The following is a 16,579-nucleotide window of genomic DNA, read 5'->3' as shown; positions in this document are numbered from 1 at the left end:
GTGGCGGAGGCGCGTCGCGCCTCCAGACCGGGGTGGGCGGTCAGCCCTTGACGGCGCCGCTGGTCATGCCGGCGACGATCTGACGGTTGAAGAAGACGTAGAGGATCAGCGGCGGGATCGTGATGAGCAGCACGTCGGTGAACAGCAGGTTCAGCTGGCTGACCGACTGGCTCTGGAACGCGTAGAGCGTCTGCTGCACCGTCGCGTTCTCGGACCCCGGCAGGAAGTACAGCGGGTTGGTGAAGTCGTTGAACACCGTCACCGACTGCACGAGCACGACCGTGATGATCACCGGCTTGAGCAGCGGCAGCACCACCCCGAAGAACAGGCGGATCGGGCCGGCGCCGTCGAGCACGGCGGCCTCGTCGAGTTCCTTCGGGATCGTCGCGACGAACGCCCGGAACAGCAGGATGCAGAAGGACAGGCCGAACGTCGCCTCGATCAGGATCATCCCGCCCATGGTCTTGAACAGGTTGAGCCCCTGCAGCACCCAGATGGTCGGCACGATCGCCGGCGGCACGATGAGCCCCGCCAGCACGAAGAAGTTGATCAGGCCGTTCCACCGGCTCGGTCGCCGCTGCAGGACGTACCCGACCATCGCGGAGAACACCACCATCACGGTCACGCTGCCGACGGTGAGCAGGGCACTGTTCCAGAACGCGCGGAGGATGCCTCCGTCGCCGCTCTGGAACACCGCCTGCAGGTTCTGCCACAGCTGCCAGTCGGTCGGCAGGCTGAAGCCGAGCTGGTTCGCCTCGGCCGGGTTCTTCGCCGCCTGGAGCAGGACGAAGACGAACGGCACCAGGAACACGACGAAGCTGACGACGATGGCGATCGAGCCGATGATCCACCTGCGGGCGCGCCCGGGGTGGCGGTTCCGGCTCGCCGGTGTGGGGCGGCGGCTGCCGGACGCCGACGCGTGACCGGTTCCGGGGGTGGTGACGGCGGTCACAGGTCCGCCTCCTTGCGGTTGAGGAGCCATGAGACGGGCACCATGATCGCCGTAACGACGACGAACAAGACCACGTTGCCGGCGGTGGACAGGCCGTAGAAACCGGCCTGGTATTGCTTGTAGATCACGCTCGCGATCACGTCGCTCGTGAACCCCGGCCCGCCGCCGGTCATCGCCCAGATCAGGTCGAATGACCGCAGGCCGCCGATGAGCGACAGGATGATGACGGTGCCCATCGCGGGGCGGGACAGCGGCAACGTGATGTTCCGGAAGATCGACCACGCGCTCGCGCCGTCGACCCGTGCCGCCTCGAAGTACTCCTGCGGGATCGCCACGATGCCGGCGATGAAGATGAGCGTCGCGATGCCGACGCCCTTCCAGACGTCCACCGCGGCGACGCTCCACAGCGCGAGCGCCGGGTCGGTCAGCCACCCGGGGGTGGGCAGGCCGACCGAACCCAGCACACCGTTGATGATCCCGTGGAACGGGTCCATCAGCGCCTTGAACGTGATGCCGATGCCGATGGTCGACACGAGCACCGGGAAGAACACGACCGCCCGCAGGTAGCCGCGCCCCAGCACGGGCGACGTGAGGAGCAGGGCGAGGGCCAGTCCGAGGACCACCTTCGCCGCGCTCGTCACGAAGCCGTACTGGAAGGTGTGCACGAACCCGGAGACGAGCTGCGGGTCCTGGAAGAACCGGACGAAGTTGTCGAAGCCGATGAAGGTCTGGTCGAACAGCGTCCAGCGGGTGAGCGAGAAGTAGAACCCGGCGAAGGTCGGGACCGCGAAGAACACGACGTACAGCGCGATCGCCGGGATGAAGAACCACGCGGGGTAGAACGAGCGCATCCGCTTGCGCGCTGGTCCGGGCCGACCGGCCTTGCGGGTCTGCGGCGGGGCCACCGCCGTCGTGAGGGTCGCGGTCACGCCGGTCACCAGCCCTTGATGCCGAGCTGCTGTGCCTGCTGCACGACGTCGTCGTCGTACTGGTCAGCACCCTTGGCCGCGGTGGTGATGCCCGAGCCGACCTGCACGCAGATCTTCTCGAGGTTCGGGCCCTTGATCGGGGACAGGAACTCGAGCGCCGGGCTCGCCTTGCCGTCGTCCAGGTACTTCTGCAGGTCGTCGATCATCGGGGGTACGTCGTCCGGCAGCGAGCAGGTCGAGATGACGTACGGGCCACCGGGGGTGCCGGTGTCGTTCTGCACCTGGCAGCCCTCGGACGAGTTCGCGAAGGCGATGAACTTCTTCGCCGCCGCCAGCTTGTCGCCCGTGGTGGTCTTCGGGATGTACAGGCCGTTCGGCTCCCAGATCGTCAGGTTCGTGTCCGCGGCGTCCTCGGCGGGCAGGGCGAACGCGCCGATGTCCTCGACCGCGTCGGGGGAGTCCTGCTGGATCGCCGAGATCGCGTTCGTGAGCATCGGGTACTGCGCGCCGGTGCCGTCGGCCAGCATCTTCAGGCCGTTCGCCTGCGTGGCCGAGGCGTAGTCCTCGTTGTACAGGTCCTTGTCCTTGCCCTCGGCGAGGTGCTCGAACCCGGCGAGTGCGGGTTCGTCGGCGTAGGACTCCTTGTTGGCGGTGTAGTCGTCCGCCCACTTCTCGTCCTGTGCGGTGATGTTCGCGAAGTCGCCGAGGACGAACAGCTGGCTGGTCCAGGTGTCGCCGTAGGTCTGGATGATCGGGGCGACGTCGCCGGCGTCCTTGATCTCCTCGCTGTTGCTGATGAACTCGTCCCAGGTGGTCGGGACCTCGAGACCGAGGTCGTCGTAGACCTTCGTGTTGTAGAGCACCGCACCGCCGAAGCTCGTGCCGAACGGGGCGCCGTACATGCCCTTGTCGGTGCTGACGACCTTGGTGAACTGCGGGTCGACGTCGCCCGCCCACTTCTCGTCGGACAGGTCCACCAGGGTGTTGTCCGGGTTGAGGGCCTGCATGAGCGAGCCGGAGTTGTAGTTGAAGACGTCGGCGGCCTCGCCGGTCGACAGTCGGGTCTTGATCAGGTTGTCGCCGTCGGTGCCCTGGGGTCGGGTGTCGAACTTGACGGTGATGTCGGGGTTGGCCTTCTCGAAGGCCTCGATGAGCGGCTTCGCGGTGGCCGCGGTGGCCGGCGCGTTGTCGGCCTGGTAGGTGATCTCGACCTTGCCGCCGCCTTCGTCGGCGGAGCCGCCGGACGAGCACGCTGCGAGCCCGCCGATCAGGACCGTCGCGCCGCCGATGGCGATCGCGCGCTTGGTCATGGAACGAACTGACATTCCTTACCTCCTCGTAAGGCCCGGGGCTGGGTACCCCGGGTGAAACGGACCCGGATCCCGCGCCGTCGCGGGGTCCGGTTACTGCGTTTTAGAACGTTTCAATCAGGATGGAACCACGCGGATTGAAGCGTGTCAATCACTGTGCCGATTTCGTTACGCGATCCCGCGGAGCGGGTGCGGTGCGGTGTACGGGGTGGTCGCTCGCTTGTCCATTCGTCCGCCGACGCGCGGCGCTGCACCGTGCGGTGGTCGCGCCGCCCGCCGGCCGGGAGGCCCGTGTCGGCGCCGCCCCGCGCCTCCCGTCCGGTGCCGGGTCGGGTCCGCAGGCCGAGTCTCGGCTCCGCGGGCACGATGCGGCCGTGCGAGGGCGAGTCCTGTCCGCCTGGCCGAGTCTCGGCTGACGTGGTCAGGCCTCGGTGCGCCTTGGGTCGCTCGACGTGATCGTGCCCGCGACGACGGCTGCGGCGGCTGCTGCGGCCGCGCCCTCGCGACCGAGCGTGCTCTCGCGCGGCACCAGCTCGCTGCCGAGCACGACGGTCCGGTGCATGTGCATCGGGTCGGTGAGTTCCTCGAGCAGCAGCTCCACCGCGGCCGCACCCATCTTCGAGCCGTGCATCGTCACCGAGGTCAGCGGCACCGCACCGCCCCACGCCACGGAGTTGTGGTCGCAGCCCGACACGGGGATGTCCTCGGGGACACGGATCCCGGCGGCTCGGAGCTCGGAGACGACGGCCATCGCGAGCAGGTCGGTCACTCCGAGCACCCCGTCGGGGCGTTCGTCCGCGGGCATCCGGGCGATGCGGAGCCCCGCGTCGGTGCCACCCGGAGGGTCGATGTCCCCGGCGTCGACGTCGACGAGCTCGACCCCCGGGTGTGCCGCGACGGCCCGCAGCACGCCGGCCCGTCGCCGGTCGACGGGCTGCAGGTCCGGACGGGCGCTCACGAACCCGATGCGTCGGCAGCCGCGCTCGATCAGGTGCTCGGTCGCCAGGAACCCGGCCTGCTCGTTGTCCACGACCACCGCGCACGCGTCGAGTTCGGTCGGCTCGTGGTTGACGTACACGACGGGTCGGCCGTGGCGCCGCGCGACCTCGACCTGGTCGCGGGACTCCGTCATCGAGGCGAGCAGGATCCCCGACACCCGGGCGCTCTCGAGGTAGGCGAGGTGTTCGCCCTGTGCCTGCAGGTCGTCCTCGCTGCTGGCGATCAGCAGGGTGAAGCCGCGTTCCCGCGCGGCCAGCTGTGCGCCGTTGACCATGTCGCTGAACAGGGAGTTCCGCAGCGACATCACCACCAGGCCGATCGCGCGCGTGCTGCCGGACACCAGCGCCCGGGCGTTGCGGTTCGGTGTGTACCCGAGCGCGTCGATCGCGTCCCGCACGCGTGCGGCGGTCGCGTCGGCGACCCGCTCGGGGTGGTTCAGGACGTTCGAGACCGTGGCGAGCGACACCCCGGCCCGGGCTGCGACGTGGTGCACGCTCGGCGGACCGTCGCGCCGGGGGACATGCACCATGCTCCGATCGTAGGCGGCGGGGGAGCCGTGTCCGGACCTCGCCCTAGGCGTCGGCGACGGAGGACTGCCGCACCACGAGCTCCGGTGTGAACTCCACGTGCTCGAGGTCGATGTCCTGCCCCTGCTCGACCTGCTTCGTCAGGAGTTCGATCGCGCGGCGACCGAGGTCCTGCGCGGGTTGCCGCACCGACGTCAGCGGGACCACGGCGGACTCGGCGAACGCGATGTCGTCGTAGCCGACGATGGCGATCTGCTCGGGCACCGCGATGGTGCCGCGCATGATGAAGGCCTGTTCGAGCCCGACGGCGAGCAGGTCGTTGGCGGCGAAGACGGCGTCCGGGCGTTCGGTGGCCGGGCGGGCCTGGATCGCTTCGCCGATGCGGCGCCCTTCGAGCACGGACAGCGAGGTGGTCGGCAGGGCTTCGAGCCGGATGCCCGCGGCCTGTGCGGCGGCGAGTGCCCCGGCGTGCCGGTCGGCGACCTGGCGGATGCCGAACGGCCCGCCGACGAAGGCGATGTGGGTGCGGCCGATCGCTGCGAGGTGCTCGACCGCGATGCGGCCGCCGGCGATGTCGTCGACCGAGACCGAGGCGAAGTGCTCGTCGTCGGCGCGACGGTCCACCAGCACCACGGCGGTGCCCTGGTCGCGCAGCCGCGCGAGCCGGGACAGGTCGTCACCGGCGGGGGAGATCAGGAGTCCGGCGACACGGCGTTCCTCGAACAGGTCGACGTAGGTGCGTTCGCGGTCGGTCGACTCGTCGGAGTTGCCGATCAGCACCGCGAGGCCGTTGTCCATCGCGGCGTCCTCGGCGCCCCGGGCGACGTCGGTGAAGAACGGGTTGCCGCCGTCGAGCACGATGAGCCCGACGGTGGAGCTGCGTCCGGCCCGGAGCTGCCGTGCGGAGTCGTTGCGGACGAACCCGAGCGTCGCGATCGCCGACTGCACGCGTTCCACCGTGCCGGGAGCGACCTTGTCGGGGCGGTTCAGCACGTTCGACACCGTGCCGAGGGACACGCCCGCGAGCGCTGCCACCTCTCGCACACTGACCGCCATGTGGCCATCCTGGCATCGGCGCGGTCCGCGCGGTCGGCCCGCGCCGTGATCTGTGGAAAACGCGGACGGGAGGCGCGGGGCGGGCCGGTGCCGGGCCTCCCGTCCGTGGGGTGGTCGCGTCGACTGCCCCCGCACGGTGCGAGGACCGGCCCGGCGAACCCGCTCTTGCCAGCGCGCACACCGGAGCGCTATCGTCCTCGTCGTCCCGTTGAAACGATTCACCGACGAACACGCGAACGGAGGACCAATGGCGGTCCGCATCGGAGCCCGGAACACCACGGGCTGGAAGGCCACCGTCTCGGTGGCCATGTCGAACTACATCGAGTCGGGGTCGATCATCGCGATCGCCACGAGCCTGAGCCTCTGGCAGGCCGAGTTCCGGATCGGCGACCTCGAGGTCGGCCTGCTCGCGAGCCTGTCGGCGAACGCCTTCGGTGCCGCCGTCGGCGCGATCGTCGGCGGACCGCTGTGCGACCGGTACGGCCGGAAGTTCGTCTACACGTACGACCTGCTCCTCTACATGCTCGGCATCCTGCTCGCGGTGTTCGCCGGCAGCTACGGCATGCTCCTGGTCGGCTTCATCCTGACCGGCATCGCCGTCGGTGCGGGCGTGCCGGCGAGCTGGACCTACATCGCCGAGCAGGCCCCCGCGGACAAGCGTGCGGCCCACGTCGGCACGGCACAGCTCGCGTGGTCGATCGGGCCGATGGTCGGGTTCGCCCTGGCGATCGCCGCGGCACCGCTCGGCCTGCTCGGCAGCCGGCTCATCTTCGCCCACCTGTTCGTCGTCGCCGCGATCGTGTGGTGGCTCCGTCGCGGGCTGCCCGAGTCGGCGATCTGGAAGGACGAGCGCGCGGCCACCGGCACGGCGAACTTCTTCCACGGGATCACGCAGCTGTTCAGCCGCCGGAAGAACCTGACCGCGATGCTGTTCCTGTTCGGCGTCTACGCCCTCTGGAACACCGTCGCCGGGCAGGCCGGCATCTTCCAGCCCCGGGTGTACGCGGCGACCGGGGTCACGAGCGTCACCGAGCAGTACGGGTTGCAGATCCTGGTCTGGGGCTGCACCGTGGCCGCGACGTACTTCGGCTTCATGCGGTACGCCGACCGGGTCAGCCGCCGCGCGCTCTACGCCGCCGGGGCCGTGCTGGCGATCATCGCGTGGGCAGTCCTCATCTACGCGCCCGCCAACCTCGGCACCCTGCTGTTCTTCGCCGTGGCGTGGGGCGTCTCGTCGGGCATCGGCGCACAGGCGTTCTACGGCCTGTGGACGAGCGAACTCTTCGCCACCCGGTACCGCGCCAGCGCCCAGGGCGTGCTGTTCCTGGCCGCCCGCGTCATGGTCGGACTGCTGAGCATCTGGTTCCCGCTGCTGCTGTCGGACATCGGGCTGCGGGCCCTCGGCGGCCTGATCCTCGGGCTCCTCGCGCTGTCGTTCCTGGTCGGCACGATCTGGGCACCGCGCACCCGGGGCAAGACCCTCGAGGCGATCGAGGCCGAGCGCTACGGCACCGTCACGACGGTCACCGGGACGGTCCGCACCGCCGACGAGCGCACCGTCCACGACGCCGAGCAGCGTCGCCGCGAACAGGCCGGACGGTGACCCGCGTCTGCTTCCGGCTGCAGGTGCAGGTCGAGCTGCTCGACGCCTACCGCGAGCGGCACGCCGCCGTGTGGCCGGCGATGCTCCGGGCGATCGCGGCGGCGGGACGGCGGAACTACTCGCTGTTCCTCGACGACGACGGGCTGCTCATCGGGTACTACGAGACCGACTCGGTGGCCGATGCCGATGCGGCACTCGCGGCGTCCGAGGTGGCCACGGCGTGGGAGGCGCACATGCAGGACCTCTTCGCCGGGGCCACCGGGCGCGCCGACCAGACCGCGCGGGTGCTGCCCGAGGTCTTCAACCTCGAGGACCAGCTGGCGGCAGCACCGGAGTGACGGGGGCCGTGGCTACCGTGGACGCATGCAGCCGCCAGCAGCCGGGACCCTCCGCATCCTCCACCTCTCCGACACCCACTTGACCGGCGACGGCGCCCTGCACCAGGGCGCGGTCGACACCACGGCCGCGCTCGAACGCCTGCTCGCCCACGTCGACGGCGTGCCCGGCATCGGGCTGGTGGTCGTGTCCGGCGACGTCTCCGAGGACGGCAGCCCCGAGTCCTACGCGACCGTGCGGGACCGCGTCGGCGGCTGGGCGGAGCGGCACGGAGCGGCCTTCGTCGCGGTTCCCGGCAACCACGACCTGCGCGAGGGCTTCCGTCAGGTCCTGACGAACGGGCACGTCCTGGGCCAGGGCGGCACGGCGCTGATGCACACGATGGAGTACCTGCCGCCGACGGTCCCGGTCTCCGGGCAGTCGGTCGTCGACGGGCGTCGGATCGTGACCGTCGACACGAGCGTGCCGGGTGCCGGGTACGGCGAGCTCAGCGACACGGCGCTCGAGCACCTGCGCGCGGCCCTGGCCGAAGGCGCCTGCAGTGGCACAGCCGATGCCCCGCACGGCACCGTCGTCGTCCTGCACCACCCACCGCTGCCCGCCCCGACCGAGCTGCACGAGGCCCTCCGCCTGCAGAACCCCGAGGCCCTTGCCGACGTGATCCGCGGTTCCGACGTGCGGGTCGTCCTCGCCGGCCACTACCACCACCACTTCGCCGGGTCGCTCGCCGGCGTCCCGGTCCTCGTCGCACCCGGTGTCGCGAACGACACCGACGTCGTCGGCCCGTACGACGAGGAATCAGCCGTCGTCGACAGCGGCGCACTCGTCGTCGACCTCGCCGCGGACGGCTCCGTCTGGTCGACACCGGTCCGCGTGCCCCGGGGCGACGCCGACCCGCGGGCGTTCCGCCTCGACCCCGAGACGGTCCGCGCCGTCATCGCGGCCGCCGGCAAGCACTGAGCCCGGTCCCCACGCGCGGCGGACGTGCGTGACGGCGGACTGGAGGCCCGTGGCGGCGTCGCCACGGGCCTCCAGTCCGCCGTCTGGTCCCGTCCACAGCCGCGGTACCCCACGTCTTCGGGTTGCGTGCGGGAACACCGAGTAGCACGGACGCACACCTGGAGCGAAGGAGCACCCATGCGAGTCGGCAGTGCAGTGCAGTACGACCGGTACGGCGACTTCGACGTCGTCGAGCTCGTCCCCCAGCAGAAGCCCGAGGCCGGACCGGGCGAGATCGTCGTCGAGATCGTGGCCGCGGGACTGAACCACATCGAGCGGTTCCTGCGCGAGGGCAAGCTCCGCGACCACGTCGACCTCGAGTTCCCCGCACACCAGGGCGTCGACTTCGCCGGCATCGTGCGTGCGCGGGGCGACGGTGTGAAGGACCTCCGCATCGGGGACGAGGTGATGGGGCACGCGCCGACCGGCGGCGCCCACGCCACCTGGATCGCGGTGCCGCGCGGCGCCGTCATCAAGAAGCCGGAGCACGTCGGGTGGGAGGTCGCCGGCGGCCTGTACCTGGCGGGCTGCACCGCGGTGTCGGTCGTCCGGTCGCTCCGGCTCGGACCGCAGGACACCGTCGTCATCTCGGCCGCAGCGGGTGGCGTCGGACACATCGAGTGCCAGCTGGCGCACGACGCCGGCGCGACCGTGATCGCCCTCGGCAGCCCCCGCAACCACGACTACCTGCGACAGATCGGCACGCTGCCCGTCGCCTACGGCGAAGGCGAGGAGGACCGCATCCGCGACATCGCCGACGGCCGGCCGATCACCGCGTTCATCGACAACCACGGTGAGAGCAATGCCGAGCTGCTGGCCGAACGTCTCGGCGTCGGCCAGGAGCGGTTCGTGTCGTCGGAGGAGCGCCGTGACATCGAGGTCCGGTTCCTCCGTGCGCCCGCCGAGGACGAGGAGACCCGCGAGCTGCTCACCCTGCTGGCGAAGGCCGTGCAGGACCGTCGGGTGCAGGTCCTGATCTCGGGCTTCTACCCGTTCGAGTACATCGTCGAGGCGTACGAGGACCTGGCGGAGATGAAGTCCCGCGGCAAGGTCGTGATCGGGATGCAGACGGTGGAGACCGGGGCGCGGCTCGACTGGTACCGCTCCGAGAAGGCACGTGACCTGCGCGACCGGTACGCCGATGCGCGGGGGACCGACACGGAGACGATGGCCGGCGGATCGGCGTCGCCCGCGAGCTGAGCGAGCTGATCGTTGCAGGGGCCCGACACCTTCGTGTCGGGCCCCTGCCGCGTCAGCTCAGGATGTCCTTCGAGGCGAATCGGCTGTACGCCAGCGCGCCGAACACCACCACGTACCCGAGCTGCAGCACCGCGTTCGACCCGAACGAGTCGAACGAGATCGGGTCGCGAAGCAGGTCGCCGAACCCGAGCCACTGGTGCGAGAACAGGAACGGGTGCAGCCAGTCGAGCTGGGGGAGCTGGTCGAGCACCTGCGACGCCCCGGCGAGCACGACCGTCGCGGCCATCGCGCCGACCGGCACGTTCGTCAGCGTCGAGGTGAACATGCCGATCGCCACGAGCCCGAGCATCGACATGGCGACGTACAGCGCGAGCAGCAGGGCGCGGCCGGCGTACGACCAGCCGCCCACCTGGGTGCCGGACAGCAGCGTGACGGGGCCGATCGGGAACAGCACGGCACCGATCGCCGCACCGACCAGCACCACCAGCAGGGTGGCGGCCAGGCAGAACGCGACGGCACCGGCGAACTTGACCAGGACGAACCGCACGCGGCCCGTCGGTGCGACGAGCAGGTAGCGGATCGTGCCGTGGCTGGCCTCGCCCGCGACGGTGTCACCGGCGACCACGCCGACCGTCAGCGGCAGGAACAGCGGGATCGACACGGTCAGTGCCGTGAACGCCACGAACAGACCGTTGTTGGTGATGTCGCCGAGGAACGCCGGCCCGCCGTCGTCGCCGTCGGTGGTGAGCTTCACGGCGACCGCGATCAGGATCGGCACGAGCGCGAGTGCCCCGAGCATCGCCCAGGTGCGGCGACGCCGGAACACCAGCGCGAGTTCGGAACCGAGCAGTGCGAACGGGCGCTGCCGGCGTCGGACGGGCAGGTCGCGCACGGCCGCGTCAGGCTGCGACATCGAATCCCTCTCCGGTGAGTGCGACGAACAGGTCCTCGAGGGTGCCGCCGCCCACCGTCAGGCCGCGCACCCGGACGTCGGCGCGCACGAGTTCCGCGGTGATCGTCTCCGGCAGCAGCGCGTTCGGCAGGTCGGCCACCAGCACGTCGGCCCCGCCGTCGTGCCGCGGGGTGAGCCCGAGCCGGGTGAGGACGGTAGCGGCCTGCCCGATGTCGGGCGTCCGCACGGTCACGGTCCGGGCCCCGGCTGCGCGCAGCTCGTCGAGGGGGCCCTGCGCGACGATCTTGCCCGTCCGCATCACGGCTGCGTGCGTGCAGACCTGTTCGATCTCGGCCAGCAGGTGGCTCGACACGAACACCGTGGTGCCGTCGTCGGCCAGGGAGCGGATGAGGTTGCGGACCTCGCGGGTCCCCTGCGGGTCGAGGCCGTTGGTCGGCTCGTCGAGCACCAGCAGGTCACGCGGTGACAGCAGGGCGTTCGCGAGGCCGAGCCGCTGCTTCATGCCGAGGGAGTACGCGTGCGCCTTCTTGTCGGCCGCGTGGGTCAACCCGACGCGGTCGAGGGCTCCGGCCACGCGGGCCTTGCGGGTACGCGGGTCCGACGTGGGGTCGGCGGCGTCGAAGCGCTGCAGGTTGGCCCGACCGGACAGGTACGGGTAGAAGGCCGGTCCCTCGACGAGCGCGCCGACGCGGGGCAGGACGTCGTGCAGCGCCTTCGGCATCGGTTCGCCGAGCAGCTCGATGGTGCCGCCGCTCGCGCTCGAGAGCCCGAGCAGCATCCGGATCGTGGTGGTCTTGCCGGAACCGTTCGGCCCGAGGAACCCGAACACCGCGCCGCGCGGCACCGCCAGGTCGATCCCGTCGACCGCACGCTGCTTGCGGAACACCTTCTGGAGGCCCGTGGTGCGGATCGCCAGGTCGGGTCCCTGCCCGGCCGTGCTCACCTCGTGGTCGTCCGCGCTCACTTCGCGGCGTCGACCAGGGAGGCGACCGGCACGGCACCCGCGAGCACGCGGCCGTCGTCGGTCAGGTAGACCGAGACGAGCGACGTCTGCACGGCACGGCCGCCGTCGACGGGCTTGGTCAGCTGGTCGAGCAGGCCGGAGGCCTCGCCCTCGAGCCCGGACCGGTCGAAGGTGCCGGCGGGGAGCTCGGCGATGGTGCTCCAGCCTGTGCCGGTGAAGGTCGGCTCGTCACCGCTCGCGGTGCCACGGCGGTCGCCGTGCTCGCCCTTCGCGTGCGATCCGGCGTCGGACAGGTCCTTCTCGGTGACCTTTGCGTTCGACGGCGGGGTGAAGTCGAAGAGCCGGGCCGCCGGGGCGCCGTAGTCGAGGCTCGTGAACCCGACCTGCACCGCGGGGTCGTCCGCGCCTGCGGCCTGGACGCTCGCGCGGAGCGGGAGTCCGGTCTGCTGGTCGACGGCCAACCGCACGGCTCCGACGAGGGTGTCGGACGACTTCGGCGTCAGGGTGATCTGCCAGGCGTCGTGTCCGGCGACGCTGACCCCGGTCGGCTTCGACACGGTGGTGGTCGGGGTGATCGCGTCGATGGCCTGCCGGGCGATGTCGGCCGGTGTGGTCGTGCCGTCCTGCAGGTCCGTCGCGGTGTCGCTCGGCAGGGTCACGTGCGTGGCCGAGCGCTCCTTCGAGTCCCAGGTCCAGACGTCCGAGCCGTTGCGGACGACGTCCTGCTCGGCGAGCTGCTGCGTCAGCTGGACGCGCTGCTTGTCGGGGCCGTCGACGTAGACCCGGGCGGTGTGCGACGCGGTGAGCAGCCCGAGCACGTCGGAGGCGTCGCCCTCGAGCGAGGAGCCGCCGGACCCGGTGGGCAGTTCGGGGAGGCCCAGCGCGCTCGTCTGCGAGAGCTTGCCCGAGTACTGGGCGTCCGACGACTTCGCGATGCTGGCGATGACGGCCGCGGCGCTGGGGTTCGTCCCCGCGATCGGGTCGTTCGCGGCGTTCGCGATCATCGGGGCGGCAACGGCGCCGGCGACGACGACCGGTGCGATGACGGCTGGCAGCCAGGCTGACTTCTTCATCGGGTTCCCCTCGTGGAGCATTGGAGTCGTGGGTACGGTACGTCCGGCCCCCGACAGGCAGCTGGGCGTTGCGCGGCGGCCTAACCCCGTGCGTCGACGCCCGCGGGAGCGCTGCCGTCGTACGCACAGATCGCGTTGACCTTCTCGGCACTCGCGCTGGAGGTGTCGAAGGTGTAGCCGAGCCACTCCTTCGCCAGACGACGCGCGAGCTCGATGCCGACGACGCGCTGCCCCATGCAGAGGACCTGGGCGTCGTTCGACAGGATCGAGCGCTCCACGCTGTATGAGTCGTGCGCGGTGACGGCACGGATGCCCGGCACCTTGTTGGCGCTGATCGCCACGCCCAGTCCGGTGCCGCAGATCAGGATCGCCCGGTCGGCCTCGCCGTTCGCCACCAGCCGTGCGGCGTCGACGGCGACGTGCGGGTAGGCGGTGTGGCCGTCCGCGTCGACGCCGACGTCCCGCACGTCGGACACCCGGTCGTCGGCGAGCAGGTCGGCCTTGATGATCTCCTTGTAGTCGAACCCGGCGTCGTCGGACCCGATCACGAGACGGTACGTCATGTCTGTGCTCCTCCCGCGCCCCGAGGTTCCGGGCGCTCCCGAACCAGTCTGCGACGGCCGTGGACATCTGTCCAGCACACAATTTCTGCGGTGCGCGTGGCGGTAGCATCGCACCATGTCGGCCGAGACCCCCACCCCGGACGGAGCCCGCACCCGGTTCCCGCTGGACACCGTCTACCAGGCGGCGCGGATGTACTACCTCGAGGACGCCACGCAGGTCGAGATCGCCTCGCGCCTCGGCGTCTCGCGCCCGACCGTCTCACGGCTCGTCGCCGAAGCCCGCAAGGCCGGACTCGTCCGCATCGAGGTCGTCGACCCGTTCCAGGACGAGACCGTGGCGCTCGCCGAACGGCTGCAGGTCGTGCTCGGGCTCCGCGCGGTGCACCTGGCCGCGGTCACCCACGCCGCCACGCTCGGCGCCGACCTGGCCGCACCGCTGGCCGCCGCGGTCGAGGGCATGGGACTCGTCCCCGGCGACGCCGTCCTGATGTCGTCCGGCCGCACCGTGTACGACGTCGCACGGTCCGGCATGCCGACCATGCCCGGTGTGCAGCTCGTCCCGACCGTGGGCGGGCAGGCCGACCCGATGCCGTGGTTCCAGACGAACGAGATCACCCGGACGGCCGCGGAGCACTCCGGCGCGATCCCGGCATTCCTGTTCGCCCAGGCGCTGCCGTCCCCGGTGATGCGGTCCACCCTCGACCAGGACCCGGCGTTCCAGCACGTCGTCGGGCTGTGGAGCCGGGCGAAGGGCGCGATCCTCGGCATCGGGGCGCCGACCCACACCCGGGACGCCCTGGCCCGGGGCATCCCGGTCGAGGACGTCGCGTTCGACCGTGCGGCAGGCGACGTCTGCCTGAACTTCTACGCCGCGGACGGATCGGCGATCGAGTTCCCCGGGAGTGACCGGATGGTGCGGACCTCGCGCGAGATCCTGTCGACCGTGCCGCACGCGGTCGGGGTCGCCGTGGGCGGCGCCAAGGCGACGAGCATCGTGGCTGCGGTGCGGGGCGGGCTGGTCAACGAGCTGGTGACGGACGCCGCGACGGCGCGCGCCGTGCTCGACGCACTCGCCTGAGCGAGCCGGCGCCGCGCCCGATCCTTCCCATCACACGTGAGATGGAGGGTGGATTCGGGCATACCTGGTCGTTTCTTCGTGGCAGGTACGCCCGGTTTCGGCAGGTACGCCCGGTTTCGGCAGGTACGCCCGGTTTCGGCAGGTACGCCCGGTTTCGGCAGGTACGCCCGGTTTCGGCAGGTACGCCCGGTTTCGGCAGGTACGCCCGGTTTCGGCAGGTACGCCCGGTTTCGGCAGGTACGCCCGGTTTCCGCAGGTACGCCCGGGTCAGGGGGCGACCGCAGGCGGCCTGGAGGCGCGGGGCGGGGCCGCATCGCGCCTCCAGGCCGGTGGTCCCCACGTCTAGGGCGTGCGCCGCACGTCCCACAGGTGGTGCACCGGGTCGTGCGCGTAGTAGGTGGCGAGCGTCGCGACGGTGAAGGCGCTGCCGTCGGACCGGAGCCCGGTGCGCTCGAGCACCTCGTCGGGCACCGCCGCGAAGGCCCGGGCCGCGCGGTCGGCCGACTCCCGCAGTTCCTCGGCGACGACCGCGGGGTCCTGCTCGCCGTAGCGGTCCTCGACGGCGGTGGCGTCCTGGTCCCAGTTCGGGAACGTGGGGGCGTCCTCGGTGAGCATCAGCTCGAGGCGCTCCGCCATCTTCCGGTGCACGTCCCGCACGTGGGCGCCGTACTCGAGCGGGGACCACGTGTGGTCGTCGGGGCGGTCCCGCACGTCGTCGCGTCCGAGGATCGCGGGCCAGCCGGCCGTGTTCTCGTCGATGATGCCCGGCACGTCGCGGACGGTCACCGCACTGCCGTCGTAGCCGCACTCGGGACACACGGACTCGATGACCCACGTCCAGTTCTTCGTCTCGGGTTCGATCGCCATGGGCCGATGGTACGGCCTCGTTACTCAGCTTCCGGGTTCGCCGGACCGGTGCGGATCGGCGGCACACTGCGACGATCCACGCGTCGTTCGACTCGCGTTCTGTCGCAACATGCGCACGCACCGCACCGCCGCACCCGCCCGCGCCGCACCCGCACGCTCACTCGTGCCGGTGCTCCGTCGCCGGGTCCACCGCGGGCCACACCGGGAACGGGTCCGGCCAGCCGCGCCACACGTCCGGCCCGGCGAGCAGCTCCGACGGCGTGAGCAGCGCCCCGTCGAGCGCCCGCTCGATCGCCCGGACGTCGAGCTGCTCGCCGACGAACCACAGCGCCTGCCCGATCGGGGCGTCGGCGTCCCACGACGCGTTCGCGGTGGGGTCGAGCGCGAGCATCGACCCGAAGCTCGACCACGAGCCGACGTGGTCCGGCCGGGACGCCAGGCGGAAGAACCCCCGCGACCGCAGCACGCGGCCGTTCACCCCGGCGGACAGGTCCTCGGCGATGACGGACGACAGTCGTCCGGGGTGGAACGGCAGCGGCTCCCGGTAGCGCATCGAGACCAGGGCGTCGCGGGCCTCGCGCCCGGTGTCCGCACCGCTCGACAGCGCCCGCATCCAGCCCGCACCGGTGGCGAGCACCCGCGCGGCTCCACCGTTCGAGGCCGGCAGGTCGGCGGCGCTGCGGATCGCGGGCAGGGCGACGATCACGGCCTGGGGCGCCATCCGGTGCAGCAGTGACACGAGCGCCCGACGCCGACGGCCCGACAGCGGTTCGATGCGGTCGAGGGCGATCACCGTCGCGTACTCGACGAGTGCGGCCATCCGGTCCGCGGCCACGAAGGCGTCGTCGACGTCCGACCACAGCAGGTGCGCGACGTCGTCGGCCCGCAGCACCCCGACGACGTGCCGGAGCACCCGGTCGTCGCCGGTCTCGGACCGTGCCGCGTTGGCGAGCAGCATGCCGACCGCTCGGGCGTCGGCCCCCGGGTGCAGGGTGACGACGAGCCCGTGGCCCGCGTCGGGCCCGCAGACCCGGTCGAGCTGGTCGGCGCGGTCGGCCACGGCGCGGGCGGTGGCGAAGGCACTCCCGGCGACGCGCATCCGGTGCCCGTCCGAGATCCGGGCGGCGACGCGGTCGGCGTCGACCTGGTGCAGGGCGGTGACGAGGGTGATGGCAGCAGCACGCATGTCCGCTACTGTAACTGAAAACCG

At 71.3% G+C, this 16,579-nt stretch carries 16 protein-coding genes; 5 read left to right on the top strand and 11 right to left on the bottom strand.

Annotation, left to right across the window (positions count from 1 at the left end):
• Positions 1 to 40: 40 nt before the first annotated feature.
• The 5 genes from DEJ30_RS13815 to DEJ30_RS13795 all read right to left on the bottom strand — a co-directional run bounded on the left by DEJ30_RS13815 (position 41) and on the right by DEJ30_RS13795 (position 5,773).
• Positions 41 to 847: a carbohydrate ABC transporter permease gene (locus tag DEJ30_RS13815; RefSeq protein ID WP_258366682.1), complete on the bottom strand. Its 807-nt coding sequence runs from the start codon at positions 845 to 847 to the stop codon at positions 41 to 43.
• Positions 848 to 948: 101 nt separating this feature from the next.
• Positions 949 to 1,881, bottom strand: a complete 933-nt coding sequence (locus DEJ30_RS13810; protein WP_232536511.1) for a carbohydrate ABC transporter permease — start codon at positions 1,879 to 1,881, stop codon at positions 949 to 951.
• A 5-nt stretch (positions 1,882 to 1,886) separates the two neighbouring features.
• Positions 1,887 to 3,206 (bottom strand): ABC transporter substrate-binding protein, encoded by a 1,320-nt coding sequence (locus DEJ30_RS13805; RefSeq protein ID WP_110862292.1) that lies wholly within the window; start codon positions 3,204 to 3,206, stop codon positions 1,887 to 1,889.
• Positions 3,207 to 3,612: 406 nt separating this feature from the next.
• Complete coding sequence (locus DEJ30_RS13800; RefSeq protein WP_110862291.1) at positions 3,613 to 4,719, bottom strand: LacI family DNA-binding transcriptional regulator; 1,107 nt, start codon at positions 4,717 to 4,719, stop codon at positions 3,613 to 3,615.
• A gap of 43 nt (positions 4,720 to 4,762) precedes the next feature.
• Entirely contained in the window at positions 4,763 to 5,773 is a 1,011-nt protein-coding gene (locus DEJ30_RS13795) for a LacI family DNA-binding transcriptional regulator (RefSeq protein ID WP_110862290.1), read from the bottom strand.
• A gap of 247 nt (positions 5,774 to 6,020) precedes the next feature.
• Between DEJ30_RS13795 and DEJ30_RS13790 the strand changes: the two genes are divergently transcribed.
• The 4 genes from DEJ30_RS13790 (at position 6,021) to DEJ30_RS13775 (ending at position 9,911) form a co-directional block, all read left to right on the top strand.
• The gene (locus tag DEJ30_RS13790) at positions 6,021 to 7,376 is read left to right on the top strand and encodes an MFS transporter (RefSeq protein WP_220032960.1); all 1,356 of its coding nucleotides are present in this window, start codon (positions 6,021 to 6,023) and stop codon (positions 7,374 to 7,376) included.
• Complete coding sequence (locus DEJ30_RS13785) at positions 7,373 to 7,714, top strand: L-rhamnose mutarotase (protein ID WP_110862289.1); 342 nt, start codon at positions 7,373 to 7,375, stop codon at positions 7,712 to 7,714. Before DEJ30_RS13790 ends, DEJ30_RS13785 begins: the two co-directional genes overlap by 4 nt.
• Before the next feature lie 25 nt (positions 7,715 to 7,739).
• On the top strand, positions 7,740 to 8,672 hold the full coding sequence (locus tag DEJ30_RS13780; RefSeq protein WP_110862288.1) for a metallophosphoesterase: 933 nt from the start codon (positions 7,740 to 7,742) through the stop codon (positions 8,670 to 8,672).
• 177 nt (positions 8,673 to 8,849) lie between these two features.
• Complete coding sequence (locus DEJ30_RS13775) at positions 8,850 to 9,911, top strand: NADP-dependent oxidoreductase (protein ID WP_051596869.1); 1,062 nt, start codon at positions 8,850 to 8,852, stop codon at positions 9,909 to 9,911.
• Positions 9,912 to 9,963: 52 nt separating this feature from the next.
• Here DEJ30_RS13775 and DEJ30_RS13770 read toward each other — a convergent pair whose 3' ends face one another.
• The 4 genes from DEJ30_RS13770 to DEJ30_RS13755 all read right to left on the bottom strand — a co-directional run bounded on the left by DEJ30_RS13770 (position 9,964) and on the right by DEJ30_RS13755 (position 13,424).
• Entirely contained in the window at positions 9,964 to 10,824 is an 861-nt protein-coding gene (locus DEJ30_RS13770; RefSeq protein WP_110862287.1) for an ABC transporter permease, read from the bottom strand.
• Positions 10,811 to 11,788, bottom strand: a complete 978-nt coding sequence (locus DEJ30_RS13765; RefSeq protein WP_110862286.1) for an ABC transporter ATP-binding protein — start codon at positions 11,786 to 11,788, stop codon at positions 10,811 to 10,813. The genes DEJ30_RS13770 and DEJ30_RS13765 overlap by 14 nt, the downstream gene beginning before the upstream one ends.
• The gene (locus DEJ30_RS13760) at positions 11,785 to 12,861 is read right to left on the bottom strand and encodes an outer membrane lipoprotein carrier protein LolA (protein WP_146238595.1); all 1,077 of its coding nucleotides are present in this window, start codon (positions 12,859 to 12,861) and stop codon (positions 11,785 to 11,787) included. Before DEJ30_RS13760 ends, DEJ30_RS13765 begins: the two co-directional genes overlap by 4 nt.
• An 80-nt stretch (positions 12,862 to 12,941) precedes the next feature.
• Complete coding sequence (locus DEJ30_RS13755; protein ID WP_110862284.1) at positions 12,942 to 13,424, bottom strand: ribose-5-phosphate isomerase; 483 nt, start codon at positions 13,422 to 13,424, stop codon at positions 12,942 to 12,944.
• A gap of 115 nt (positions 13,425 to 13,539) precedes the next feature.
• Between DEJ30_RS13755 and DEJ30_RS13750 the strand changes: the two genes are divergently transcribed.
• On the top strand, positions 13,540 to 14,502 hold the full coding sequence (locus DEJ30_RS13750) for a sugar-binding transcriptional regulator (protein WP_110862283.1): 963 nt from the start codon (positions 13,540 to 13,542) through the stop codon (positions 14,500 to 14,502).
• A gap of 342 nt (positions 14,503 to 14,844) precedes the next feature.
• Here the strand turns inward: DEJ30_RS13750 and DEJ30_RS13745 are convergent, their stop codons facing one another.
• Both DEJ30_RS13745 and DEJ30_RS13740 read right to left on the bottom strand, forming a co-directional pair.
• Positions 14,845 to 15,369, bottom strand: a complete 525-nt coding sequence (locus DEJ30_RS13745) for a DinB family protein (RefSeq protein WP_110862282.1) — start codon at positions 15,367 to 15,369, stop codon at positions 14,845 to 14,847.
• Between the two features lie 157 nt (positions 15,370 to 15,526).
• Complete coding sequence (locus DEJ30_RS13740; RefSeq protein WP_110862281.1) at positions 15,527 to 16,555, bottom strand: GTP-binding protein; 1,029 nt, start codon at positions 16,553 to 16,555, stop codon at positions 15,527 to 15,529.
• Positions 16,556 to 16,579: the final 24 nt, after the last annotated feature.

It is taken from the genome of Curtobacterium sp. MCPF17_003, from assembly GCF_003224385.1.
Taxonomy (GTDB): domain Bacteria; phylum Actinomycetota; class Actinomycetes; order Actinomycetales; family Microbacteriaceae; genus Curtobacterium; species Curtobacterium flaccumfaciens.
This window is presented reverse-complemented; position numbering and strand designations above follow the sequence as displayed.

Bases quoted from the DNA above. Each gene is read 5' to 3' on its own strand.
- DEJ30_RS13790 (WP_220032960.1), top strand. From the start codon at position 6,021: ATGGCGGTCCGCATCGGAGCCCGGAACACCACGGGCTGGAAGGCCACC.
- DEJ30_RS13805 (WP_110862292.1), bottom strand. From the start codon at position 3,206: ATGTCAGTTCGTTCCATGACCAAGCGCGCGATCGCCATCGGCGGCGCG.
- DEJ30_RS13740 (WP_110862281.1), bottom strand. From the start codon at position 16,555: ATGCGTGCTGCTGCCATCACCCTCGTCACCGCCCTGCACCAGGTCGAC.
- DEJ30_RS13745 (WP_110862282.1), bottom strand. From the start codon at position 15,369: ATGGCGATCGAACCCGAGACGAAGAACTGGACGTGGGTCATCGAGTCC.
- DEJ30_RS13795 (WP_110862290.1), bottom strand. From the start codon at position 5,773: ATGGCGGTCAGTGTGCGAGAGGTGGCAGCGCTCGCGGGCGTGTCCCTC.
- DEJ30_RS13750 (WP_110862283.1), top strand. From the start codon at position 13,540: ATGTCGGCCGAGACCCCCACCCCGGACGGAGCCCGCACCCGGTTCCCG.
- DEJ30_RS13780 (WP_110862288.1), top strand. From the start codon at position 7,740: ATGCAGCCGCCAGCAGCCGGGACCCTCCGCATCCTCCACCTCTCCGAC.
- DEJ30_RS13755 (WP_110862284.1), bottom strand. From the start codon at position 13,424: ATGACGTACCGTCTCGTGATCGGGTCCGACGACGCCGGGTTCGACTAC.
- DEJ30_RS13760 (WP_146238595.1), bottom strand. From the start codon at position 12,861: ATGAAGAAGTCAGCCTGGCTGCCAGCCGTCATCGCACCGGTCGTCGTC.
- DEJ30_RS13770 (WP_110862287.1), bottom strand. From the start codon at position 10,824: ATGTCGCAGCCTGACGCGGCCGTGCGCGACCTGCCCGTCCGACGCCGG.
- DEJ30_RS13775 (WP_051596869.1), top strand. From the start codon at position 8,850: ATGCGAGTCGGCAGTGCAGTGCAGTACGACCGGTACGGCGACTTCGAC.
- DEJ30_RS13800 (WP_110862291.1), bottom strand. From the start codon at position 4,719: ATGGTGCATGTCCCCCGGCGCGACGGTCCGCCGAGCGTGCACCACGTC.